The sequence below is a fragment of the Streptomyces sp. NPDC040610 genome, assembly GCF_055594065.1.
Genome location: NZ_JBVIXA010000007.1, coordinates 14,443 through 37,323, shown reverse-complemented (window position 1 = coordinate 37,323; position 22,881 = coordinate 14,443). Strand labels below are relative to the sequence as shown.

Below are 22,881 nucleotides of genomic sequence, written 5' to 3'. Positions count from 1 at the left end.
GCGTCACGCGGACTTGGGCTCGCCCGCGAACTCCTTGGGCTCGACGCGCGCGACCACCACGTGCGGCCGCCCGGGATGCGGCGCCGTGAAGGCCGCGTACAGCGCCTCGTGATCGCGGCCGTCGACGGTGATCGCGGACCACCCGGCCGCCTCGAAGCGGGCCGCGATGCCGCCGGGGCGGGCGTAGGACGCAGAGGCGTTGTCGATCACCAGGGTGTGCAGCTGTTCGAGCCCGGCCGGTCCGGCGTAGGCGATGGCCTCGTGGTTGCTGCCCTCGTCCAGCTCGGCGTCCCCGACGAGCACCCACACCCGCGGGTCGGTGAGGCCCCGGGCCCGCAGGCCGAGGGCCGTGCCCACGGCGAGGGGCAGCCCGTGGCCGAGGGAGCCGCTGCCGATCTCGGCGCCGGGGACCAGGACGCGGTCCGGGTGGTGTCCGAGCGGGGAGTCGTACCCGCCGAAGCCTTCCAGCCAGTCGACCGGCAGGAAGCCCTTCGCCGCGAGCACCGCGTAGTACGCCATCGGACCGTGCCCCTTGGACAGCAGGAACCGGTCGCGGCCCGGATCCTCCGCGTCGGCGGGTGTGACCCTGAGCACGCGGTCGTAGAGCACCCACAGCGCGTCCAGCGTGGACGTCGCCGCGGGGCCGTGCTTCTCGTCGCCCGTCATGAGGCCCATGAGGCGGGGGAGGTCCGCGTACGTGAAGGTGTGCTCCGTTGTCGTCGTCATGCCGACGAGCGTGCAACTTGAACTTGGCTTGAGGTCAAGCGGAGGAAAGGCGTGAGCGATCACAGTCCGGAGTGCGGTATTGTTTCGGTGCGCGTTCGGCCAGGGGAAACCCCAGGTCAGCGGGCAACGGGACGTGGCGCAGCTTGGTAGCGCACTTGACTGGGGGTCAAGGGGTCGCAGGTTCAAATCCTGTCGTCCCGACCATGTGTTTCACAGGTCGGAGGCCGTTCTCGCCGTAAGGCGGGGGCGGCCTTTTCCGTTGGTGCCGCCCTGGTGGCCTTGCTCACTCCGCCGCGCCGCGTTCACGTCAAGCGATTAGGCTATGCCGGTTGTTTGGTTCAGGACCGGATGTTTGGTTCCAGGACCGTACAACCCCAGGCAAACCGGGAGTGGCACGGCGAGCACCCGGGGATCCGCGGCCTTCGACGATAGGACCCGATGGAAGCCACGCGCGCGAACGCTGAGCTCAGCCTGCTCGAAGCGGAGATGAGCGAACAGTTCGAGGAGCCGGCCTTCTTCACCACGGGGAGCGCCGCCGAACCGCGCACCCTGGTCGACATCCTCGACGCGACAGTGCGGGCACACCCCGACGAACCCGCCCTCGACGACGGCACCCGCCAGCTGACGTACCGCGCCCTGGCCGCCGAGGTGGAACATCTGCGCCGCGGCCTTGACGCCGCCGGAGTCGGCCGGGGCGACCGCGTCGGCGTCCGCGTGCCGAGCGGCACCAATGAGCTGTACGTCGCGATCCTCGCCGTCATCGCCGCGGGCGCCGCCTACGTCCCCGTCGACGCCGAGGACCCCGACGAGCGCGCCGACCTCGTCTTCGGCGAGGCCGACGTGCGGACCGTCATCGGCGCCGGGCACGCCTTCACCGTCGACAAGCCCGCCGACGTCCCGGCCGGGCGGCCCGGGCTCGACGACGACGCGTGGATCATCTTCACGTCCGGCTCGACGGGCAAGCCCAAGGGTGTCGCGGTGAGCAACCGCAGCGCCGCCGCGTTCGTGGACGCCGAGGCCGCCCTGTTCCTCCAGGAGGAGCCGATCGGGCCGGGCGACCGCGTCATGGCCGGTCTGTCCGTCGCGTTCGACGCGTCCTGCGAGGAGATGTGGCTGGCCTGGCGCCACGGCGCCTGCCTCGTGCCCGTCCCGCGCGCACAGGTGCGCAGCGGCGCCGACCTCGGGCCCTGGCTGCTGGAGCAGGAGATCACCGTGGTCTCCACGGTGCCGACGCTCGCCGCCCTGTGGGAGCCCGAGGCCCTGGGCGACGTACGCCTGCTGATCTTCGGCGGTGAGGCCTGCCCGCCGGAGCTCACCCAGCGCCTGGTCACCGAGGGCCGCGAGGTGTGGAACACCTACGGCCCGACGGAGGCGACGGTCGTGGCGTGCGCCGCCCTCATGACCGGCGACGAGCCGATCCGGATCGGGCTGCCGCTGACCGGCTGGGAGCTGGTCGTCGTCGACGAGGCGGGCCGGCCCGTGCCGATGGGGGAGAGCGGCCAGCTCGTCATCGGCGGCGCGGGACTCGCCCGCTACCTCGACCCGGAGAAGGACGCGGAGAAGTACGCGCCCCTGGAGTCGATGGGCTGGCGGCGCGCCTACCGCAGCGGCGACCTCGTCAAGGCCGACCCCGAGGGCCTGATCTTCCTCGGCCGCACCGACGAGCAGATCAAGCTCGGCGGCCGCCGCATCGAGCTCGGCGAGGTCGACGCCGCCCTCCAGGCCCTGCCCGGCGTCGCGGGCGCGGCCGCCGCCGTCCGCACCGCACGCGGCGGCAACCAGCTGCTCGTCGGCTACCTCGTCCCCCAGGACGACTTCGACCAGGCGGCCGCCGTCGAGAAGCTGCGCGCCGAACTGCCCGCCGCCCTCGTCCCGTTGCTCGCCCCCGTCGAGGACCTGCCCACCCGCACCTCCGGCAAGGTCGACCGCAACGCCCTGCCCTGGCCCCTGCCCGACCTCGACACCGGCGGCAAGACCGAGCAGCTGTACGGCACCGAGGCCTGGCTCGCCGAGCAGTGGAGCGAGACCCTCGGCATCCCCGTGACCAGCGCGTCCGACGACTTCTTCGCGATCGGCGGCGGCAGCCTCGCCGCCGCCCAGCTCACCACCCGGCTGCGCACCCGCTACCCGAGCGCCGCCGTCATCGACATCTACGAGCGGCCCGTCCTGCGCAAGCTCGCCCGCCGCCTGGAGAAGTCCGCGCAGGACGACGGCGCCGCCCGCGAGATCGCCCCCGTTCCCCTGCGGACCCAGGCCGCCCAAGTGGCGCTGCTGCTCCCGCTGTTCACTCTCGTGGGGCTGCGCTGGACGGTCGCGCTCGCCGCGCTCGGCAACGTCCTGCACCACTTCGGCGCCTACCCGTGGGCCCCGTCCGCCTCCTGGTGGCTGATCGCCGCCGGTGTCCTCGTCCTGTACAGCCCGCCCGGACGCCTCGCCGTCGCGGCGGGCGGCGCCCGGCTGCTGCTGCGCGGCGTCCAGCCCGGCAGCCATCCGCGCGGCGGCTCCGTGCACCTGCGCCTGTGGACCGCCGAACGCCTCGCCGAGTACAGCGGCGCGACCTCCCTGACCGGCTCCTGGCTGGAGCGGTACGCCCGCGCGCTCGGCGCCAAGGTCGGCTCCGAGGTCGACCTGCACTCGCTGCCGCCGGTCACCGGGCTGCTCAAGCTCGGCCGCGGCTGCGCCGTCGAGACCGAGGTGGACCTGTCCGGGCACTGGCTCGACGGCGACCGCCTGGAGATCGGCGCGATCAAGGTCGGCGCGGGCGCCGTGGTCGGCACCCGCAGCATCCTGTTCCCGGGCGCCCGCGTCGGCAAGCGCGCCGAGGTCGCCCCCGGCTCCGCCGTGCGCGGCCAGATCCCGACCGGCCAGCGCTGGGCCGGATCGCCCGCGGGCAAGCTCGGCAAGGCCAAGCGCGACTGGCCCAAGCAGCGGCCGCCGCGCGCCGTGCACTGGCGCGCGATGTACGGCATGACGGGCATCGCCCTCAGTCTCCTTCCGGTCGCCGCCGCCGTGCCCGCGCTGCTCGTCGCCCGCGTCTTCGTGCCCGCCGACGCCGCACTCGGCGAGGCCGTGCGCGGCGCGCTGCTCGCCCTCGCCCCCGCGACCCTGGCCTTCGGCCTCGGCTACGCCCTGCTGATCCTCGTCGGCGTCCGGCTGCTCAGCCTCGGCCTGCACGCGGGCACCCGCCCCACCCACAGCCGCATCGGCTGGCAGGCGTGGACCGTCACCCAGCTCATGGACCTGTCCCGGCAGACGCTCTTCCCGCTGTACGCCGGGCTCGTCACCCCCGTCTGGATGCGGCTGCTCGGCATGCGCATCGGACGCGGCGCCGAGGTGTCCACCGTGCTCGCCCTGCCGAGCCTGACCACGGTCGGCGAGGGCGCGTTCCTCGCCGACGACACCCTGACCGCCCCGTACGAACTCGGTGGCGGCTGGGTGCGCATCGGCCGCGCGGAGATCGGCCGCCGTGCCTTCCTCGGCAACTCCGGCATGACCGCGCCCGGCCGCTCCGTGCCCGACGACGGCCTGGTCGGCGTCCTGTCGGCCACCCCCAAGAAGGCCAAGAAGGGCAGCTCCTACCTGGGCCTGCCGCCGGTCAAGCTGCCGCGCGCGGCGGCCGGGTCCGACGACAGCCGCACCTACGCGCCGCCCGCCCGGCTCAAGCTGGCCCGGGCGCTGGTGGAGGCCTGCCGGATCGTCCCGGTGTTCTGCTCGGCCGCCCTGGTGATCTTCGTGGTGGCGCTGCTCGCCGCGGCCGCCGACCACGGCCTGTGGCTCGCCGCGCTGCTGTCCGGGGCGGTCCTGCTCGCCGCCGGGGCGCTCGGCTGCCTCGCCTCGATCGTGGCCAAGTGGCTGCTCGTCGGCCGCCACCGCACCGGCGAGCACCCGCTGTGGTGCGGCTTCGTGTGGCGCAACGAGCTCGCGGACACCTTCGTCGAGATGGTCGCCGTGCCCTGGCTCGCCGGAGCCGTCCCCGGGACCCCGGTCATGAACCTGTGGCTGCGCGGCCTCGGCGCGCGCGTCGGCCGGGGCGTGTGGTGCGAGAGCTACTGGCTGCCGGAGACCGATCTCGTGACGCTTGAGTCCGCCGCCGGCGTGAACCGGGGCAGCGTCCTGCAGACGCACCTCTTCCATGATCGGATCCTGCGGACGGATACTGTGGTCCTCCGTGCGGGCGCGACGCTGGGCCCGGGCGGAATCGTGCTGCCCGGCAGTGAGATCGGTGCCCGTTCGACCCTGGGACCCGCGTCCCTCGTGATGGCGGGCGAGTCGGTTCCGGCGGACACCCGCTGGCTGGGCAACCCGATCGAGGCCTGGCGCACCTGAGGCGGCGGGCCGCGTCGCGGGACAGCACGCGCGTCACGTCGTACGAGCACAGGGCAGGGAGCGGACCAGGCGTGAGCGGGCAGCAGAAGACAGCACCGGACCCCTACTTCCCGGGCAACGGTGACTCCCGCTACCGGGTGCACCGCTACGAGCTGGAACTCGACTACCGGCCCGCACCGAACCGGCTCGCGGGCGCGGCCCGGCTCAGCGCCATAGCGGGCCGGGCGCAACTGACCGAGTTCCAGCTGAACCTCGGCGACTTCCGCATCGGCCGCGTCCGCGTCGACGGCCGTCCCGCGCACTACTCGCACCGCGGCGGCAAGCTGCGGGTGCGCCCGGCGAAGGCGCTGCCCGCCGGGTCCGCGTTCACCGTCGACGTGCACTACTCGGGCAACCCCAAGCCGGTCAACAGCCCCTGGGGCGGGCTCGGCTGGGAGGAACTGACCGACGGCGCCCTTGTCGCGAGCCAGCCCGTCGGGGCACCGTCCTGGTACCCGTGCAACGACCGGCCCGCCGACAAGGCCGCGTACCAGATCTCGATCACCACCCCCTCCGCCTACCAGGTGGTGATCGGCGGCCGGCTGCTCACCCGCACCACCAAGGCCTCCACCACCACCTGGCTCTACGAACAGCCCGCGCCCACGCCCAGCTATCTGGTCGGCCTGTCCATCGGCAAGTACCAGACGGTGCTCCTCGGCGACCCCGGGCTCAGCGGGGTGCCGCAGACCGGGCACTTCCCCGCGCACCTCCTCGCCGAGTTCTCCCGGGACTTCGCGCGCCAGCCGCAGATGATGGCGCTCTTCGAGGAGCTCTTCGGGCCCTACCCCTTCGCCGAGTACGGCGTCGTCGTGGCCGACGAGGAGCTCGACGTGCCCGTCGAGGCGCAGGGCCTGTCGCTGTTCGGCGTCAACCACGTGGACGGCGCCCGGGGCGCGGAGCGTCTGGTGGCGCACGAGCTGGCCCACCAGTGGTTCGGCAACAGCGTCACCATCGCCGACTGGCGGCACATCTGGCTCAACGAAGGCCTCGCCAAGTACGCGGAGTGGCTCTGGTCGGAGCGCTCCGGCGGGCGCGCCGCCCAGGAGCTCGCCGCCGCCGCCCACCGGCTGCTCGCCGGGCAGCCGCAGGACCTCAAGCTGGCCGACCCCGGCCGCAAGCTCATGTTCGACGACCGGCTCTACGAACGCGGCGGCCTCGCCGTGCACGCCGTGCGCTGCGCCCTCGGCGACGACGCGTTCTTCCGGATGCTGCGCGAGTGGGCCACGGTCCACCGGCACGGCGTGGTCAGCACACAGACGTTCACCGCCCACGTCGAGCGGTACGCGCACGGCCCGGTGGACGAGCTGTTCCAGGCCTGGCTGTACGGGACGCGGCTGCCCACGCTGCCCACCGCCGTCGCCTGAGCACCGCCGGGAGGCGCCCATCGGGAGGCGTTGTCCAGGAGCTGTCCCAGAGGCGCTGTCCAGGACAAAGGGCGCCGTATTGCAGTCGCCGTGACGTGATGCGTACGGCGAAACCGCTGCCGCGGCGATGAAAGCGGCGTAATTTTCACCCGGCCCGATGGGATTTGTCGGCGGGATTTCGTAACGCCGGGCGGACCGAATTGGCCAGAATACGGGAATCGGCTCCATGGGCCCGGGACGCCCTGGCCGGGGCGGGGTGCGGCCGCCTAGGATCGCCGACGCGAAGCTGAACCGGTGGCGCACGTTCCGGGCGTTGCCCCATCACGACCGGAGAATTTCGGGAGAAATTCAAGAGGGAGTGGAAAAGATGACGGGGGAACAATTGAGCGTCGCTTCTCTGCCGTGGACGGAGCCCGAGTCGGTGCACCGGCCGATGGCGGGGGCACCGACGTCCCCGGAGTCCCCGACGTCCCCGGAGTCCCTGACGTCCCCGGAGCCGTGGGCGCCGTCATCGGCGATCAGCGAGATCCGCTGGCTGCACACCCTCGGCCCCACCGGCACCAACCTGGAGACCGCCGCCCACGTGTGGCTCCAAGGGCGCGGGCGCGCCGACGACGGACAGGTCGTCCTGCACACCTCCCTCGAACAGGCCATGGAGAGCGTGCCGAGGACCGGAGAACACGCGCTGCTCGCCTGCGCCGTCTACCCCGACCTGCACACCCTCGTCTTCGGCAACCTGCACGCCTGCCGCATGGTCGACTGCTTCCTGTGGCCCACCCACGAGATGGTGCTCGCCGCCCCGCCCGGAGCGCGCGCCGAGCCCCGCACCGTGGCCACCCACCCCGCCCCGGCCGGGCTCGTCCCGGACGCCGGCGCACGGCGGCTGGTGACCAGCAATGCCCAGGCCGCCATCGACTGCGCCGACGGCCTCGCCGACGCCTGCGTGACCACCGTCGTCGCCGCGCGGGCCCACGGCCTGCGGGTCGTGCGCAGCTTCGGCGAGGTGCCGATGGTCTTCACCGTCCACCACGTGCGGGAACCGGCCCGCCCCTCGCGGGAGCCCGCCCGCCCCCTCAGGGAGCCCGCCCGCCTTCTACGGGAGCCCGTCCACCACGTCCGGGAGTCCGGCCGATGACCGGCACGCGCGCCGCGTACCGCCTCCGGGACGACCTGCTCGACGAGGCCACCCGCCTCGGCCACGGGCTGCTGCCCCGGATCGACGACTTCCGCACCCGCCAGCGCGACGACGGCACCGTCCCCGCCCCGGACACCGACGACCGCCGCCGACTGCTCGCCATCAAGGACGAGGGCGTCCGCTGGTTCGCCGGGCACGGCCGCGCGGCCCAGGCCGACGCGCTCGCCGCCGACGTCGACGACTGGCTGGCCGCCGGGCTGGACGAGCCGCCGCACTTCGCCCGCAGCCGCGACGCCCTCACCGCCCCCGCCGACGGCGACTGGGCGGCGTTCCTCGCCCCCGTCCAGACCACCAACAGCGCCCCGCCGGTCGGTCGGCGCCTTGAGTTCTTCCTCGTCCGCCGCAAGGAACCCGACGGGCTGCCCGAACTCGCCGTCCACTATCCGCACCCCAAGAACAACTGCCAGGCCACCGTCCTGCTCGCGGGCAGCGCGGGGTTCGCCCAGGGCAACTGCATCGTCTTCTTCCCCGAGAATGTCGCCGCCCACGACAAAGTCACCGAACAGAGTTACGCGTTCTTCTTCTTCAACAAATTCCGCCGGATTCACGAGACGTTCGCCCTGCCGTCCGCGCGGTCCGTGCTCACCGCCCGATCCGTGCCCCAGGACTCCGCCGGACTCGACCCCGAAGTGTGTTACCAGGCCCGCGCCGTGTGGGGATATCTCCACGACTACTTCCACCACCAGGGCAGTTGGCCGCTCGACCGGCACGTGAAACTCAAGATGAACTGGTTCATCGGCCTCCTCGAAGAGCTGAAGGTCGACGCGAAGACCGTCCTTGCCTGCCACACGGACCCCGCCGTGCCCTACGCCGACGAGCAGATCGCCATGGTCCTGCTGGAGCGCGTGTTCCGTTACCCCCTCGACGCCCACGCCGTCCGCAACTTCGACGCGGGCACCGGCGTCTTCCTCTACTCCTGGCTGCGCGCCCGCCACGCCCTCACCGCCGACCGCGACGGCCGGCTGCGCCTGGACCTCGACCGGGCCCTCGCCGGGCTGCGGGAATTGGTCGACGCGGTCGAGGGTATGGAAGCGTCCGTCGGCACCCCGGCGGAGTACCGCGCGGCGGCCAAGGACCTCGTACGCACCCAGCTGCCCGAAGGCGCGGACGGCGACCGCTACGCCTTCACCGGCGACCAGCGGACGCTGCTGCGGGCACGGGAGCACCTCGCGTCCTTGCCGCCGCTGCGGTTCGCACCGGGCGAGATGTGAGCGGGGCGCGGCGGGCCGTGTCCTGAGGAACGAACACTGACGAGAGGGCGAGCAGCCATGGGAAGCCGTGAGCGGGCCACGCTGGACCGGGCCGCGATGGAAGCCGCGGTGCGGCAGTACTTCGAGGCGTGCAACAAGGTCGACCGCGACCTCTTCGCCCAGTGCGTGTCCGAGCGGGTCGTGCACTACCTCGCCCAGGGGATGTCCGGGCCCGTCCCCGGCATCGACCCCATCGTGGAGCGCTGGGGCGCCGACGTGCGGGCCAACGACTCGCACTGGGCCGTCGACGCCGTGTACGCCGACGAGCACAGCCGCACCGCCGTCTGCGAGTGGACCGCCTTCAAGCCCCGCCTGGGCAAGGTGCTGCGCGGCGCGGAGGTCTACCGCTTCGACGACGCCGGACTCATCGACGAGGTCCGCATCTACTACGCATCCCGCCGCGACGACACCGTCGCCGTCAACGAACTCGAAGGCTTCCCCTACGCCGAGCGGGGCTTCGCGACATGACCCGGGCCGCTCCCGTGCCCGCCCCGGCGCCCCTCGACGACCGGGACGGCGCCATCTGGTGCGACGGCGTGTTCGTGCCCTGGCGCGAGGCCCGCCTGCACGTGCTCAGCCACGGACTGCACTACGGCGGCAGCGTCTTCGAGGGCGAACGGGCCTACGGCGGCCGCGTCTTCAAGCTCCACGAACACACCGCCCGGCTCGCCGCGTCGGCCCGCACGATGGGCTTCGAACTGCCCTGGTCCGTCCCGGAGCTCGCGGCCGCCACGGCCGAGACCGTCGCCCTCGCGGGCCTCACCGACGGCTATGTACGCCCCGTCGCCTGGCGCGGCAGCGACACCCTGCGCCTGGTCGCGCCGGACAGCCGCGTGCACGTCGCCATCGCCGCCTGGCCCTGGCCGCGGATCTTCACCGAAGGACCCCGCGGCATCCGCCTGCGCACCTCGCGCTGGCGCCGCCCCGCCCCCGACACCGCGCCCGTCAGCGCCAAGACCGCCGCCCTCTACGCCCTCGGCGCCCTCGCCGGACAGGAGGCCGAGGCGGCGGGCCACGACGACGCGCTGCTCCTCGACCACCGCGGCCGCCTCGCCGAGGCCACCGGCGCCAACCTGTTCCTGGTGATCGCGGGGGAGCTGCACACCCCGCCCCCGGAGTGCGTCCTGGACGGCATCACCCGCCGTACCGTCATCGACATCGCCCGCGACCGGGGACTCTCCGTCGTCGAACGCCACCTGCCGCCCTCCGAACTGACCCGCGCCACCGAGGTGTTCCTCACCGGCACGGCGTACGAGGTGCAGCCCGTCACCGCCGTCGACGCCCTGCGGTTCCCCCTCGGCCCGGTCGGGGCGGCGCTCGCGGCGGCGTACGGACGGATCGTGCGGGGCGAGGAGGGGTGCCCGGCGCCCGGCCGCCCCGCCCCCGCGGTGAGCGAGCGCGGATGACGGACCGCGGGGCCGAACCCGTCCGGCCGGTCCCGGCGGACGGGCGGCGCGCGGCCTGGGCCACGGGGGCCAGGGCCGCCGTGCCGTTCACCGTCGCGATCTTCGCCTTCGGGATCTCCTTCGGCGTCCTCGCCAAGGGCGCGGGCTTCGGCGCGCTCGCCGCGACCTCCATGTCCGGCCTGGTCTTCGTCGGCTCCTCGCAGTTCGCCGCCGTCTCGGTGATCGTCAACGGCGGCGGCTGGGCCGCGGCGGCCGTCGCAGGGACCCTGCTGAACCTGCGCTACCTGGTGATGGGCTTCGCCATCCTGCCCGCGCTGCGCGGCGGCCGGGCCCGCAGAGCGGTCGAGTCCCAGCTCGTCATCGAGGAGTCCTGGGCCATCGCCAGCGACGCGGACGGCCGCTTCGACCGGGTGCGCCTGCTGTCCTCCGGGGTGGTGCTGTGGCTCGGCTGGGTCCTCGGCACCCTGCTGGGCGCGATCGGCCCGTTCAAGGCCGTGGACATCCTCACCTACGGCCTGGACGCCGTCTCGCCCGTCCTGTTCTTCCTGCTGCTCGCACCGCACCTCGGCACCGCGCCCAAACGCACGGCGGCCGCCACCGCGGCGGCCTGCGCCGCGCTCCTCACCGCCGTCGCCGTGCCCGACACCGCCATCGCCGTGGCCTGCGTCGTCGCCGTCGTGTGGACGTGGCGGTCCCGATGACGCGACCCCGCACCCCTGTCCGCCCCGAGCGGCCGAGCCCCGGCCGCGCGCTCAGGAGGGCCCGATGAGCAGCGACCCGTGGATCGTCGTCGGCGCCCTGGTGGCGACCACCTTCCTCATCAAGGGCGCGGGCTCCCTGGTGCTGGGTGACCGCGAACTGCCCGCGTGGTTCCCGCGGTTCGTCGAGTACCTGACGCCCGCGCTGCTCGCCGTCCTCGTCGTCACCCAGCTCGTGGGCGCGGCGGGCGCGCACGGCATGACCTTCGACGCCCGGCTCGCCGGCTTCGCCGGGGCCCTGGTCGCCTGGCGGCTCAAGGCCCCCGTACCGCTGGTGATCCTGGTGGCCGCCGCGGTCACCGCGGGGGTACGGGCGCTGAGCTGAGCCCGGGGTCCGCGCGCCGCACGACGGCCGCCACCTCCAGGGCGCGGACGATCCCCGGCCGGTGACCGGCGGCCCGGCAGAGCCGCAGGGACCGCTCCACGGCCCGCGCCGCCCGGGCGTGCTGACCGAGCGCCAGATGCACCAGCGCCAGCTCCGCCCGCGCCTCGGCCTCGACGAGCCGCAGCCCGGCCTGCCGGGCCGTGGCCAGAGCCCGCCGGGTGCACGCGAGCGCCTCGCCGTACTCGCCCAGGTGCCGGTGCACGGCCGCGAGGCCCACGAGCGCCCCGGCCTCGGCCCGGCGGCAGCCTGCCGCGCGCGCCGCCTCCAGGGCGCGGCCGTGGTGGTCGAGGGCGCCGGGCGCGTCGTCGAGGCGCAGCAGCACCGTGCCGATGGTGGTGAGGGCCTCCGGCTCCACGAGCCGCCGATGGGTGCGGTGCGTGACGCCGAGCGCGTCGACGGCGTACTTGAGGGCGAGCCGGGGATCCCCGGCGTCCCGGCACGCCACCGCGAGGGCGTTGAGGGCGCCCTCCGCCGCGTAGGTGAACAGCAGCCTGCCGTCCGCGGCGAGGGCCCGGGTGAGCAGGCGCTGCGCCTCTTCCGCCGCGCCGAGCGCGTGCTCGACGGCGCCGAGCCCCCACAAGGACAGCATCACCGTGTGCTGGTCCTGCGACGCCTCGGCGCGGGCCCGGCCCGTGCTGAAGTGCCGGTGGGCGACGGCGAGTCGGCCCTGGTCGAGGCGGACGAAGCCGAGCAGGCACAGCGCCCAGGCCTCCCCGGCGGGCTGGCCTCCGGCGGCGTAGAGGGCGAGGGCCCGCTCGGCGTCGCGGGCGGCCTGGTCGAGGGCGCCGCGCTCGCGGTGCGAGGCGGCGAGCCCCAGCACCGCTCCCGCGGTCTCCACGGGCTGCCCGCTCCGCGCGAACAGGCTCTCCGCGTGCGCGCTGTGCCACAGCGCCTCGTCGTGCCGGGCCAGTTCCCACAGCACGTAGCACATGCTCCAGTGCATCACCGCCCGCGCGTGGTCGTCGTGCGCGGCCTCGGCGGCCCGCAGCCCGGCGTGCGCGGCCCGCAGCCAGTCCGTGCGGCGCCCGTGCTCCATGAGGTGCCCGTGCAGGGCGAGCGCCGACTTCCAGGCGAAGGAGCGCGGCCCGTGGCGGACGGCGTGCCGGGTGCAGGCGAGCAGCGCGGTCCGCTCGTCGTCGAGCCACGCCAGCGCCTCGGTGGTGGAGGTGAAGGCCAGCGGAGCCGTGGGGGAGCCGTCGGGCTCCGGCGGGTCGGCCGCGTACCAGGAGTAGAAGGTGCCGTACAGCAGGTGGGCGGCCTGCTCGGCGGTGGCCAGGTACCAGGTGAGCAGGCGGCCGACGGCGCGCTCGCGGGCGGCGGGGCTGTCCTCGGCCCGGGCCCGCTCCTGGGCGAACAGGCCGACGAGGGCGTGCAGTTGGAAGTGGCCCGGCTGGTGGCTCTCCAGCAGGCTGCGGGCGACCAGCTGGTCAAGGAGCCGGGCGGTGGCGGGCAGGTCGGTCCCGGCGAGGGCGGCGGCGGCCGGGGCGGAGATCCCGGGGCCCGGGGCGAGCGCGAGCAGCCGCAGGAGCTCCTGCTCGGCGGCGGGCAGCGACCGGTACGACAGGGCGAGCACACCGCGTACGCCGGTGTGCTCCTCCTGGTCCAGGGTCAGCTCCCGCAGCCGGTCGCCGCCGCGCAGCCGCCGCACGACCTCCTCGATCGGCGGATGCCGGTCGCCGATCAGATGGGCCGCGACGATCCGCACGGCCAGCGGAAGCAGCCCGCACAGCCGGACGGCCTCGGCGGCGGCCTCCGGCTCGTGCCGCACCCGGTCCGCGCCGATGACGCGGGAGAGCAGGGCGAGGGCCTCCTCCTCACCGAAGACGCTCAGGCTCACCCGGTGGGCGTCGTGGAAGGCGGTCAGGCCCCGCAGGTCGTTGCGGCTGGTGACGACGACGAAGCAGGTCGGCGAGCCGGGCAGGAGCGGGCGCACCTGCGCGAGACCGGCCGCGTCGTCGAGGAGGATCAGCATGCGCCGGCCCGCGAGCAGCGAGCGGTACAGCGCCGCCTTCTCGTCGGTGCTCTCCGGCAGATGCCCGGTACCGACCCCGAGCGCCCGAAGCAGCTGCCCCAGCGCCTCGTCGGCCGTCGTCGGCCCCTCCTGGGCATGGCCGCGCAGATTCGCGTACAGCTGTCCGTCGGGGAAGCGGTCGGCCACCCGGTGCATCCAGTGCAGCGCGAGGGTGGTCTTGCCGACGCCCGCCATGCCCGACACGGAGGAGATCACCAGCGTCTGTCCCGGGCCCGCGTGGTGCCGGGCGAGGAGGGTGTCGAGCTGGCGCAGATAGTCCGAGCGGCCGGTGAAACTGGCGACGTCGGGCGGGAGTTGACGCGGCACCGGCCGGGCGGGGGGCGGAGCCGGGGCGACGGGGGCGCCGCCGGGGGCGAGCGCGGGATCGCCGGAGAGGACGCGCTGGTGGAGTTCCTTGAGCGGGCGGCCGGGCTCGATGCCCACCTCCGCGTCGAGCAGCTGGTAGAAGTCGCGGTACGAGGCGAGGGCCTCCGCCTGCCTGCCGGAGCGGTGCAGCGCCAGCATCAGCTGGCAGCGCAGCCGCTCCCGCAGCGGGAACTCGCTGACGAGCGTGGTCAGTTCGGCCACCGACTCCTCGTAGTGGCCCAGCTCGATCAGCGCGTCGATGCGGTCCTCGCGGGCCACGAGCCGCAGCTCCTGCAAGCGTTCGGCCTCGGCGAGCGCGAAGCTGCGGTCGCTGACGCCTTCGAGGGCCGGTCCGGTCCACAGGGACAGGGCCTCGTCGAGCAGCGCGACCACGGCGTCGGCGTCGCCGTCGGCGGCGGCCTTGCGGGCCTGGTCGGTGAGGTGGACGAAGCGCAGGGCGTCGACCTGCTCGTCGGACACCTGGAGGGTGTAGCTGGTGTTGCTGCGGGCGCCCGCGCTGACCAGGACCTCGAACCCGGAGGTGGCCCGCCGCCCCGGCTCCAGGATGCGGCGCAGATGCAGGACGTGGGTGCGCAGGGCGCTCACCGCGCCGTCCGGCGCCTCGCCCTCCCACAGGAGTTCGGCGAGCCGGGACGTGCTGACGGGGTGGCCGCGGGCGAGGGCGAGGGCCGCGAGGAGTGCGCGCTGCTGCGGCCCGAGGCCGACGTGACGACCCCGGACCTCCACGCTCACCGGGCCAAGCAGGCGGATCCGCACCGACTCCTTCGGTGCCTGCTCCACCTCGGGCCCGGGGGTGCGGCTCACGCCATTGCCTCGATTCCCTCGGCTTCCCTGTGCGTCGTCGTCCCGTCGTTCCGCGGCCCGCTGGGCGGGCCGGTCATGGACCGGTGGGACGGCCTGGTCGTGGTCTGTTCGACGGCCCGCCCGGTCTCCCGCCGGGCCGACCGCTCAGGCGGGCCCGGCGACGAACCGCCGGATGACGCCCTCGGACACCGAGAACTCCCACGCGGTGTCGATGTCGCCCCAGATGTCGTTGTGGAAGCGGGCCGTGACCGACAGACCGTCGGACGACTCCCGCACCACCTCCATCCGGGCGTGGGACGAGAACAGCTCACGTTCCACCCACGCGCCGAGGTCGCGTTCGGTTCCCACGTCGATCACGGTGGCGTCCGCGGCGAGCACGGCCCACAGGGCCGCCGGGTCCTGGGCGTTGACCGCGTCCACGAAGGCGCTCACCACCGGATGGGACGGCATGCGGTCATGGGGGGTCATGTGGCGTGCCTCTCTTCGCGGGTCGGTCAGCCGCCGGTCGCGGCGCGGTGCAGTGCGTAGGTGTCCTCGAACAGGTGGTAGCGCGTGACCTCGCCGCCGACCACCGTGAGGTGGGCGGCGAAGGGCGTGGTGAGCGGGGCGCCGGTGGCCTTGACGGTGTCGCGCAGGTGGCCGAGGATCACGCCCTGCTCGCCGTCGACGACGATGTGCGTGACGGTGAACTCCTCGGGCTGCAGATACGCGTGCAGGGTGGCGAAGAACTCCGTGACCCCCGCCCGCCCGGTCCGGTTCCCCGACCACGGCACGTCCGGCGAGCCCGGCGCGACCCACTCCGCGGACTCGGAGAACAGCCGCACGGCCCCGTCCAGGTCCCGCTCCGCGAGCCGGGCCAGATAGGCGTCGATCACTTCCCTGGTCGCCCGGTCGGATCCCGCGGGGGACTGCGTGGACATCTCACCAACTCCTCGTCGCGTACCGGCCCTTGGGTGTGGAGGTCCAGTGTGGTGCGCCTGGGGCGGCGAGCGTAAGTCACATGCCTCATTCCCGCCACGGGTTGGCGCTGCGGCGCGGCCGGTCGGGGGCGGTGGGGGCTGACCGGAAACAGCTGTCCGGGGCCGGCGGCAGCACGCGGTGCCAAAAGTCGCGAGAGTGATGCCTCGAAAGCTTGCGCGTGGCGCCATAATGGTGCGACGATGGCGCCATGGAACTCACGCGGTACGTCGACAACCTGCGCCAGGAGCTCTCGGTCGCAGTGGAGGCGGGTGACGAGGAGACGCGAGAACTCGCCGAACGTCTCGTCGCGCCGCTGGCTTCCGCTGTCCGTCTGACGCTTCTTGACGCGCTGTCGGCCGCCGCGGACGAGATCACCCGCGACCTGGCCCCCGGTTCGGTCGAGATACGCCTGCGGGGTCTGGACCCCACGTTCGTCGTGACGGCGCCCCCGCAGGAGCAGCCGTTCGACGACGAGGTGGACCACGACTTCGACCACCCGCACCCCGGGGTGGCGCCAACACTGGTGTCACTGGCGCCAGTGACGGTGAACGGGGAGGAAGGTGCGACCTCCCGCATCAACTTCCGACCGCCCGAGCACCTCAAGACCCGGATCGAGGAGGCCGCCGGGCGCGAGCGGCTGTCCGTCAACGCGTGGCTGGTTCGCGCGGTCTCCGCGATGCTGGAGTTCGACGAGCGCGGCCGCCGCGCGGAGCGGCGTGTGCCGCGCGCCGCTCCGGGAAGCTCCCAGCGCTACACGGGCTGGGTGAACTAGCCGCACAGCGGCCACAGGCTTCGGGCCGGCGCGCTGCCGCACGCCGGTACCGATCCCGCGGCCCTGGAGACCGACCTCCCCCGGCGGTCTCCAGGGCCGCACCCTTCCGGCGCGCACGCCGGAGACTGCGCGCCGCAATTCTAGGCGAGCCGTGCCCCGTGGAAAGCGGTATGCGCGGCTGACTCATAGTCAATTGCGTCAATTCGCTTACGGGGCAAGGGAATCAGTTTCACCGCGGCTGCCGTACGGCTGCCATGTGACTGCCGTACGACTGCCACGCGACTGTCATGAAGCTGCCGTGAATATGCCAGACGCATCCTGAATATGGGTCAATCCGGTGCGGTCGTCAGACCAAGTGGAGCCGTTGCCGATGGTTTCGGGGAAGGGGCGCGGGACAGCACGGCAGATGTCGCGGAACGGGCCGGTGCGTGAGCCGCTGATACGTGTAGGCCGCGGAAACCAGCGTCATGTGGTGATACCAGCCCGGAAAGGAACGGCCCTCGAAGTCCAGGAGGCCGAAGTGGCGTTCCATGCCCGCGACCGCCGTGGTGGTCCGGCTCCGATGGGTGGCGAGCGAGGCAACGTTGTCGAGTGGCTGATGCGTCAGGCTGGTGAGCCACATGGATCCCGGGCGGCTTTCCGGGAGCACTTCCGTGAATAGTCGATAGGGATATTCAGGCGTCGCACCCGGCCTTGCCCCGGGCAGCCGCACGAGGACGGACCGGACGCGGGTGTGCTGCCTGCGGCCGTCGGGCGCGGTGACGAGGACGGAGTCGGTGTTTCCCGAGGAGACATGGCCCCGCGCGCTCACCGGCTCCGAGGCGCCGGGCGTCCGGTCGCCGACGGGCAGGACCTTCAGGTGCTGGGGCACGGCGACCACGAAGTCCCGGGCCCGCTGACTGAGTCCGCGCAGGAAGAGCGCCACGTCGGGGTCGTCGCTCATATCGGCGACGACCGGCGCGGACGTGGGCGCGGTGCGGGCCTCCAGGGTGTCGACCAGGTCCAGGGCCTGGGCCCACAGCGGGCGGTGGCAGACGTCCTCGGGTATGCGCGCGCGCCGTCGCAGCTGGGCGTCCTCGGTCCAGGGCGCGGGGAGCAGCAGCCGCCAGTCGACCGGGACGTGCAGGGCGTCGATGCCGAGGAAGGCGCCGAGCCCCAGCTGGCAGTTGAGGGTGCGGCCGGAGACCGGGTCGAAGTAGCGGTGCACGCCCACGGACCGGTCGCCGCGCTTGGGCAGGACCGCGCGGCCGATCGCCCAGGTGGAGACGCGGCCGTGGTTCTCGGCCCAGCCGGTGAGCTCCTCCATGACGGGGTCCCAGTCCCAGGGGCTCAGGCTCACGAACTGGCGCAGGGACTGCACCGCGGTGGGGGAGGCCGAGACGGCTCCGGCGAGACGGCGTACGGATTTCTTCCCGGGAGTGATGAGCAGCCCCGCCAAATAGGCCCCCGCCCACCTGCGCTGATCGGCGCGGCGCAGATTCTGGAAGACCTGGTCGGTGAAGTCGCTGAAAGGTGAGGCGAGCTGGGTTTCGGGCACCTCGCTGCCCGGAGTCGATGTGGGCAATGCGCAGGGCACAACCATGCTGCGATCCCTCCCGGACGTCCCTGAGCGGCAGCTGCCGAGCGTCGAGTCTAGGATCCGGGAGCGCGTCGCACCATCTTGCTGCGGGCGTGACTGATGTGGCAACCACGGCAGCAAACCGGGTTCGCGCCCTCTGTCCGCGCGGGCCGCGGGGGCGGACTCTTCCTCTCCGGTTCAGGCTCCGACGCGGTGCCAACGGGCGGGCTGTTTCCGTGAAGAGGATCAGGAATTCCAGCTTCCGGGTTCTCGTGCCGCTGGAGCGTGCCATTCCGGGGGGCGTTCCACCCGGACCCCGGGGCGTTTCCGGTACGCCCGTCGCGCCCCGTCCTCTCCTCCGCTCACACCGCGACTCTCCGCGTGTACCTCCACCCTCGCCCCGGTGGGCCGAACTCCGCATAACCGGAAGGTGACATGCCGCAGGCGGCGCTCTTCGGCCACATCGCCGGGAGCGTGGCCGATACTCGCGTTAAGAGCCCGTATGGAAAATGCTAGGGTTCGCTAGCGGCCCTGGGATTCGGCTAATAGGCGCCAATGGTGACGGACCATCACCGTTTGCCCCGAATCCGGCTCGCTAACTCAACGAAGGACCCCCGCCTTCTGTACGTCCCCTTCTCGTCTGCAACTGTTTCGCTTCGCGCTACAGTTGGCTCAATTCCTGTCGCTAGTGGCGGAAGTTGATCGGTAAAGCCCCCGCTGCCCGAGTCCTGAGAGAGCTGCGTCACACCAGGACAGGCATAGCGATGCTGGGCTATCTTGTTCGAACTTCGAAAAGTCGCGACGAGCGACTGCCTCTTCCTTGAATCTCCAACAGGTGTCGGGTTCTACTCGGGTAGGCCTTTGGAAGAGACCACTGCGAAACCGGGTCATCGGTACCGATGGGGGACACGTCGGTCGTCCCGAGGACGCGGAGGTCGTGGTCGAGGCGAACGGGGCGAGTAGTTGAACGGGGCGAGTAGTTGATGTACGAATCCACACACATGCCGACTGAATGCCTTCCGCGCAGTCCTGAGGGATGCGCCGAACGGCCGGACCTGCCTGTGCTCTGTGCCGGCGGCCCCCTCGAGCGGTGAGGGCGGCCCGACGGCGTACACGCACGTGCCACGCCGACGGATCCAGCAATGAGTTGACGGAACTCTGACGACCCGACTCGGCGAGTGGCTTGCGAGAGCCCTCATCCGGCCGATCGGCTGTGATTGATTGGCCAGCCTGTGCCTCGCGATGCGCGAAGGCTTCCGACCCGTTCGGGTCAGGACACGGCTGCCATACCCGCATGGCTTTTTCCTGTTCGGACGCGGACCGTCGTGCCCGCGTTCGTTCGATGTTCTTTCACATGGAGGCATGATGACGAACCAGGTCAGCGACCTCGAGGATTCGAAGGTTGTGCTCTTCCGCCGAAACGCGAGCGCGGTGCCGCGGCAGCGAAGAGCAGCAGTGGACGAGCGTCGTGGCCAGGTGTTGACGACGAAGGTGGGCCTGCAGATGCCGGCCGGTCTCACCTTCGAGGACTGGGAGCGGGCCGGCCGCCAGCTCTCCGGAATCGTCAACTCCTCTTCCTGGTGGCTCGGGGACTGGCTGGTATACGGCAAGGACCACTACACCGACCGCTACCAGCGCGGCATTCGCGCCGCCGGACTCCAGTACCAGACCCTGCGCAACTACGCGTGGGTGTCACGGCGCTTCGACTTCAGCCGTCGACGCGCGGCGCTGAGCTTCCAGCACCACGCGGAGCTCGCCTCGCTGCCGATCGACGAGCAGGAGCTGTGGCTCGACCGGGCCGAGCAGATGCAGTGGACGACCAAGCAGCTGCGCAGCGCCATCCGCGTCGCCCGTGAGGACGAGGCGCGCGACGGAACCCAGACGCCCGAGACGATGCGGCGGCTCGCCGTTCCCGGCAGCAGGCTCCAGTGGTGGCACAAGGCCGCGGAGCAGTCCGGCATCGACTTCGAGCAGTGGGTGCTCGCGACGCTCGACAACGCCGCCGAGCGTGCGCTCGTCGAGGACGAGGCGGCCCAGCGGGAGCAGGCCGGAATCAGCGCCTGACACCCGGGGCGCCATGGCGCGATCACGCGTGACATGGCCAACGTCCGCCGAGATCAGGGCAGTTGACCTCGGCGGACGTATATACGACGCGCAGGACCCGTACTCCGGAGAGGGAGTGCGGGCTCCTGCGCGTCGGCACGTGTCGGCGCGGATACGCCGAGCCGCTGCCGCGGACTGAACGGCGGGCCCCGAACTCCCGTGAGCGAGAAGGGTGTGTGGGGTCCGTCGAACGGTCCGCGGCAGCGGAACGGCCGTGCGATCCATGGCTGATGAGGAAGTGCCGATGAAGAAGTACTGGCCGGAGCGCGGAAGGGCTACGGCAGCTTGCTCATGAGCTGAGCCGTCGCCTGGTGGCGGGTGCACTTACGGCCGCCGAAGGAGTCCCGTACGCGGTCCTGGACCTCGTCCGGCTGCTCCTGGCTGAGCTTGAACATGCCCTCGGCGCCCGTCACCTTGATGCGGAACGCGCCGACGGCGGGCACGATCTTCCGGAAATAGTCGAGTGATTCCGACATGTCCCAGCCGTCGCCGAAGGCGCCCTCGTAGGTGCGCACGGTGGACTTCACCACCTCCAGGGTGTTCTCGATGCCCTCGATCTTCTCGACGACACCGTGGACGTGCACCGAGGTGAAGTTCCACGTCGGCGCGGCCGGGGTCACCTGGTAGACCGTCGGCGACACATAGCCGTGCGGGCCGGTGAACGTCAGGAGGTTCACGCTGCCCGACTCGAGCGCCTTCCAGTGCGGGTTCGCCCGGTTCATGTGTCCGAGCAGCCGGCCGCCCGAGAGGTCGTCCGACCATTCACCGGTCCACTCCGGATCCTGAATCACCGGCAGATGCGTGGCGAACGGTCCCGCTTCGGGACTGCCGTTGCTCACAAAGAGCGCCAACGGATTGCCGCGGATCAGATCCAGCATCCACGAACTGTCCGGCTGACGGTACTGACTGGGAACGAACATCCGGAGTTCACCCTTTCGCTAATCTCACTCACGGTATGGTGCCAAGTCGCCGACGCTACCAGCGCTTTGAGAGGGCACAACCAGAATTGTGGACGAGCCGACACGGCTGTCCTGTCGGCAGGACAGCAGTGCCCGGCAGACGGTGCGGCCGGGGCCTCTTGAAAGGTCCGTCCGGCCCCTCTAAGTTGGCGTGGCGGTGTTCTCCAGCGCAATACTTAATGCGTGTCTCCCGGACCACCGGTCGAGATGTTCGAGACCATCAGCCGCACGTCAGACGAGAGTTGGCAGCATTTCCGACCGCAGCATTTCCGACCAAGGTCCTCTTGGATAACCGCAATGCCGTCGTCGCAGCTGCGGAAGTCCCAGTCGAAGCTACATCAGCGGGAGAATATCTATGGGTACGCGTGAAAACGAGATATACGACATCGTTGGAATCGGGTTCGGCCCGTCCAACCTGTCCCTCGCCATCGCCCTGGAGGAACACGAGTCAAATTCCTCGGATCGGCCGATCACAGCTGCGTTCTTCGAGCGGCAGGCCGCTTTCGGGTGGCACCGCAACATGCTGCTTCCGCAGGCGACGATGCAGATCTCGTTCCTGAAGGACCTGGCGACCTTCCGCAATCCGCTGTCGCGCTACAGCTTCGTGTCCTACCTCCACGACTCGGACCGCCTGGTCCAGTTCGTGAACAACCAGGACTTCTTCCCGACCCGCCAGGAGTTCCACCAGTACCTGGAGTGGGCGGAGGCGAGCTTCCGCGACCGCGTCTCGTACAACTCCGAGGTCACCGAGATCCGCCTGGCGGCGGAGTCCACCGCCGACGAGCAGGTCCTCGAGGTCGTCGTCCGCGACACCGCCGGTGGCGCGACGCGTGTGGTGAAGGCCCGCAACATCACCGTCTCCACCGGCCTCGTGCCGCGCATGCCCGACGGCATGGAGCGCGACGAGCGGGTGTGGCACAGCTCGGAGTTCCTGGCGAAGTACAGCCGGATGAAGCCCGAGGAGCTGAAGAACGTCGCGGTCGTCGGCGCCGGCCAGAGCGCCGCCGAGATCACCAAGTACCTGCACGACATGCTCCCGCAGGCCCAGGTCTCGGCGATCCTGCCCAGCTACGGCTACTCCGTCGCGGACGACACGCCCTTCGCCAACCAGGTCTTCGACCCCACCGCCGTCGACCACTACTACTTCGGCACCGAGAAGACGCGGGACGCGTTCTGGCGGTACCACAAGAACACCAACTACTCCGTCGTCGACGACGACGTGATCCGGGAGCTGTTCCGCCGCTCCTACGAGGAGGAGGTCGCGGGCGCGCAGCGGCTGCACTTCCTGAACCTCACCCGGGTCAAGGAAGTGAAGCGCTCCGGCAACGACACGCGTGTCGTCCTGCACTCGCTCCTGGACGGCGAGACCGAGCAGGAGATGGACGTCGACGCGCTCGTCTTCGCGACCGGCTACGCCACGATGGACGCCACCCGCCTGCTCGGCGACCTCGACGGCTTCTGCCTGCGCGACGACGAGGGCCGCCACCAGGTGGAGCGCGACTACCGCGTCGTCACCACCGGCGACCTGTCCTGTGGCATCTACCTCCAGGGCGGCACCGAGCACACGCACGGTCTGACGTCGTCCCTGCTGTCGAACATCGCCGTGCGCAGCGGCGAGATCGCCGACTCGATCGTCGAGCGACGCGGCGTCGGCGAGAAGGTCTGAGCCACCCCTGTTCCGGACGGCCCGTCGGCCCCCACCGACGGGCCGTTCGCATGCGCGCGTGGGCCGAGCGGGCCGAGCGTGTGCGCACGGGCCGCGTACGCATGAAGGGGCGGGGGGAAGGGGGGGTTCCCCCCCCACGCCCCCCCCCCCCCCCCCCCCCCCCTCCCCCCAACCACCCCCCCCCCCCCCCCCCCCCCCCCCCCTCCTTTCAC

General features: G+C 72.0%; 17 protein-coding genes and 1 tRNA gene. 12 read left to right on the top strand and 6 right to left on the bottom strand.

The window, feature by feature from the left end; translation table 11 throughout:
- Positions 1-3: 3 nt before the first annotated feature.
- Positions 4-726 carry a transketolase gene (locus ACZ6AA_RS23945; RefSeq protein WP_468483690.1) on the bottom strand — a complete coding sequence of 241 codons (723 nt, stop codon included), beginning with the start codon at positions 724-726 and terminating at the stop codon, positions 4-6.
- A gap of 127 nt (positions 727-853) precedes the next feature.
- Here ACZ6AA_RS23945 and ACZ6AA_RS23940 point away from each other — a divergent pair.
- The 9 genes from ACZ6AA_RS23940 to ACZ6AA_RS23900 all read left to right on the top strand — a co-directional run bounded on the left by ACZ6AA_RS23940 (position 854) and on the right by ACZ6AA_RS23900 (position 11,389).
- Positions 854-930, top strand: a tRNA-Pro gene (locus ACZ6AA_RS23940).
- A 234-nt stretch (positions 931-1,164) separates the two neighbouring features.
- Positions 1,165-5,052: a Pls/PosA family non-ribosomal peptide synthetase gene (locus ACZ6AA_RS23935; protein ID WP_471459854.1), complete on the top strand. Its 3,888-nt coding sequence runs from the start codon at positions 1,165-1,167 to the stop codon at positions 5,050-5,052.
- Between the two features lie 71 nt (positions 5,053-5,123).
- On the top strand, positions 5,124-6,455 hold the full coding sequence (locus tag ACZ6AA_RS23930; protein ID WP_471459852.1) for a M1 family metallopeptidase: 1,332 nt from the start codon (positions 5,124-5,126) through the stop codon (positions 6,453-6,455).
- Positions 6,456-6,822: 367 nt separating this feature from the next.
- Positions 6,823-7,590 carry a type 2 periplasmic-binding domain-containing protein gene (locus tag ACZ6AA_RS23925; RefSeq protein ID WP_471459850.1) on the top strand — a complete coding sequence of 256 codons (768 nt, stop codon included), beginning with the start codon at positions 6,823-6,825 and terminating at the stop codon, positions 7,588-7,590.
- Entirely contained in the window at positions 7,587-8,861 is a 1,275-nt protein-coding gene (locus ACZ6AA_RS23920) for a DUF6421 family protein (protein ID WP_471459848.1), read from the top strand. The genes ACZ6AA_RS23925 and ACZ6AA_RS23920 overlap by 4 nt, the downstream gene beginning before the upstream one ends.
- Before the next feature lie 57 nt (positions 8,862-8,918).
- Positions 8,919-9,368, top strand: a complete 450-nt coding sequence (locus ACZ6AA_RS23915; RefSeq protein WP_468461885.1) for a nuclear transport factor 2 family protein — start codon at positions 8,919-8,921, stop codon at positions 9,366-9,368.
- Complete coding sequence (locus ACZ6AA_RS23910) at positions 9,365-10,306, top strand: branched-chain amino acid transaminase (RefSeq protein ID WP_471459846.1); 942 nt, start codon at positions 9,365-9,367, stop codon at positions 10,304-10,306. The genes ACZ6AA_RS23915 and ACZ6AA_RS23910 overlap by 4 nt, the downstream gene beginning before the upstream one ends.
- Positions 10,303-11,007, top strand: coding sequence for an AzlC family ABC transporter permease (locus ACZ6AA_RS23905; protein WP_468461881.1), 705 nt, complete (start codon positions 10,303-10,305; stop codon positions 11,005-11,007). The genes ACZ6AA_RS23910 and ACZ6AA_RS23905 overlap by 4 nt, the downstream gene beginning before the upstream one ends.
- Positions 11,008-11,071: 64 nt before the next feature.
- Positions 11,072-11,389 (top strand): AzlD domain-containing protein, encoded by a 318-nt coding sequence (locus ACZ6AA_RS23900; protein WP_468461879.1) that lies wholly within the window; start codon positions 11,072-11,074, stop codon positions 11,387-11,389.
- On the opposite strand, the gene ACZ6AA_RS23895 is transcribed toward ACZ6AA_RS23900, so the two are convergent.
- From ACZ6AA_RS23895 to ACZ6AA_RS23885, 3 genes are all read right to left on the bottom strand, one after another.
- The gene (locus ACZ6AA_RS23895) at positions 11,361-14,651 is read right to left on the bottom strand and encodes an AfsR/SARP family transcriptional regulator (protein ID WP_468461877.1); all 3,291 of its coding nucleotides are present in this window, start codon (positions 14,649-14,651) and stop codon (positions 11,361-11,363) included. The genes ACZ6AA_RS23900 and ACZ6AA_RS23895 overlap by 29 nt on opposite strands.
- A 144-nt stretch (positions 14,652-14,795) precedes the next feature.
- Complete coding sequence (locus ACZ6AA_RS23890) at positions 14,796-15,119, bottom strand: nuclear transport factor 2 family protein (RefSeq protein WP_468461875.1); 324 nt, start codon at positions 15,117-15,119, stop codon at positions 14,796-14,798.
- Positions 15,120-15,145: 26 nt separating this feature from the next.
- Positions 15,146-15,571, bottom strand: a complete 426-nt coding sequence (locus ACZ6AA_RS23885) for a nuclear transport factor 2 family protein (RefSeq protein WP_468461873.1) — start codon at positions 15,569-15,571, stop codon at positions 15,146-15,148.
- A gap of 248 nt (positions 15,572-15,819) precedes the next feature.
- On the opposite strand from ACZ6AA_RS23885, the gene ACZ6AA_RS23880 reads away from it, so the two are divergent.
- On the top strand, positions 15,820-16,383 hold the full coding sequence (locus ACZ6AA_RS23880; protein ID WP_468461871.1) for a hypothetical protein: 564 nt from the start codon (positions 15,820-15,822) through the stop codon (positions 16,381-16,383).
- 346 nt (positions 16,384-16,729) lie between these two features.
- Here the strand turns inward: ACZ6AA_RS23880 and ACZ6AA_RS23875 are convergent, their stop codons facing one another.
- Positions 16,730-17,965 carry an IS701 family transposase gene (locus ACZ6AA_RS23875; RefSeq protein WP_468461870.1) on the bottom strand — a complete coding sequence of 412 codons (1,236 nt, stop codon included), beginning with the start codon at positions 17,963-17,965 and terminating at the stop codon, positions 16,730-16,732.
- A gap of 1,431 nt (positions 17,966-19,396) precedes the next feature.
- On the opposite strand from ACZ6AA_RS23875, the gene ACZ6AA_RS23870 reads away from it, so the two are divergent.
- Positions 19,397-20,005 carry an LmbU family transcriptional regulator gene (locus ACZ6AA_RS23870; protein WP_468461868.1) on the top strand — a complete coding sequence of 203 codons (609 nt, stop codon included), beginning with the start codon at positions 19,397-19,399 and terminating at the stop codon, positions 20,003-20,005.
- A 314-nt stretch (positions 20,006-20,319) separates the two neighbouring features.
- Here ACZ6AA_RS23870 and ACZ6AA_RS23865 read toward each other — a convergent pair whose 3' ends face one another.
- Complete coding sequence (locus ACZ6AA_RS23865) at positions 20,320-20,964, bottom strand: FMN-binding negative transcriptional regulator (protein ID WP_471459843.1); 645 nt, start codon at positions 20,962-20,964, stop codon at positions 20,320-20,322.
- Positions 20,965-21,358: 394 nt separating this feature from the next.
- On the opposite strand from ACZ6AA_RS23865, the gene ACZ6AA_RS23860 reads away from it, so the two are divergent.
- Positions 21,359-22,669, top strand: coding sequence for a lysine N(6)-hydroxylase/L-ornithine N(5)-oxygenase family protein (locus tag ACZ6AA_RS23860; protein ID WP_468461864.1), 1,311 nt, complete (start codon positions 21,359-21,361; stop codon positions 22,667-22,669).
- Positions 22,670-22,881: the final 212 nt, after the last annotated feature.

Bases quoted from the DNA above. Each gene is read 5' to 3' on its own strand.
- ACZ6AA_RS23860 (WP_468461864.1), top strand. From the start codon at position 21,359: ATGGGTACGCGTGAAAACGAGATATACGACATCGTTGGAATCGGGTTC.
- ACZ6AA_RS23920 (WP_471459848.1), top strand. From the start codon at position 7,587: ATGACCGGCACGCGCGCCGCGTACCGCCTCCGGGACGACCTGCTCGAC.
- ACZ6AA_RS23910 (WP_471459846.1), top strand. From the start codon at position 9,365: ATGACCCGGGCCGCTCCCGTGCCCGCCCCGGCGCCCCTCGACGACCGG.
- ACZ6AA_RS23905 (WP_468461881.1), top strand. From the start codon at position 10,303: ATGACGGACCGCGGGGCCGAACCCGTCCGGCCGGTCCCGGCGGACGGG.
- ACZ6AA_RS23925 (WP_471459850.1), top strand. From the start codon at position 6,823: ATGACGGGGGAACAATTGAGCGTCGCTTCTCTGCCGTGGACGGAGCCC.
- ACZ6AA_RS23915 (WP_468461885.1), top strand. From the start codon at position 8,919: ATGGGAAGCCGTGAGCGGGCCACGCTGGACCGGGCCGCGATGGAAGCC.
- ACZ6AA_RS23935 (WP_471459854.1), top strand. From the start codon at position 1,165: ATGGAAGCCACGCGCGCGAACGCTGAGCTCAGCCTGCTCGAAGCGGAG.
- ACZ6AA_RS23890 (WP_468461875.1), bottom strand. From the start codon at position 15,119: ATGACCCCCCATGACCGCATGCCGTCCCATCCGGTGGTGAGCGCCTTC.
- ACZ6AA_RS23865 (WP_471459843.1), bottom strand. From the start codon at position 20,964: ATGTTCGTTCCCAGTCAGTACCGTCAGCCGGACAGTTCGTGGATGCTG.
- ACZ6AA_RS23945 (WP_468483690.1), bottom strand. From the start codon at position 726: ATGACGACGACAACGGAGCACACCTTCACGTACGCGGACCTCCCCCGC.
- ACZ6AA_RS23900 (WP_468461879.1), top strand. From the start codon at position 11,072: ATGAGCAGCGACCCGTGGATCGTCGTCGGCGCCCTGGTGGCGACCACC.
- ACZ6AA_RS23880 (WP_468461871.1), top strand. From the start codon at position 15,820: ATGGAACTCACGCGGTACGTCGACAACCTGCGCCAGGAGCTCTCGGTC.
- ACZ6AA_RS23885 (WP_468461873.1), bottom strand. From the start codon at position 15,571: ATGTCCACGCAGTCCCCCGCGGGATCCGACCGGGCGACCAGGGAAGTG.
- ACZ6AA_RS23875 (WP_468461870.1), bottom strand. From the start codon at position 17,965: ATGGTTGTGCCCTGCGCATTGCCCACATCGACTCCGGGCAGCGAGGTG.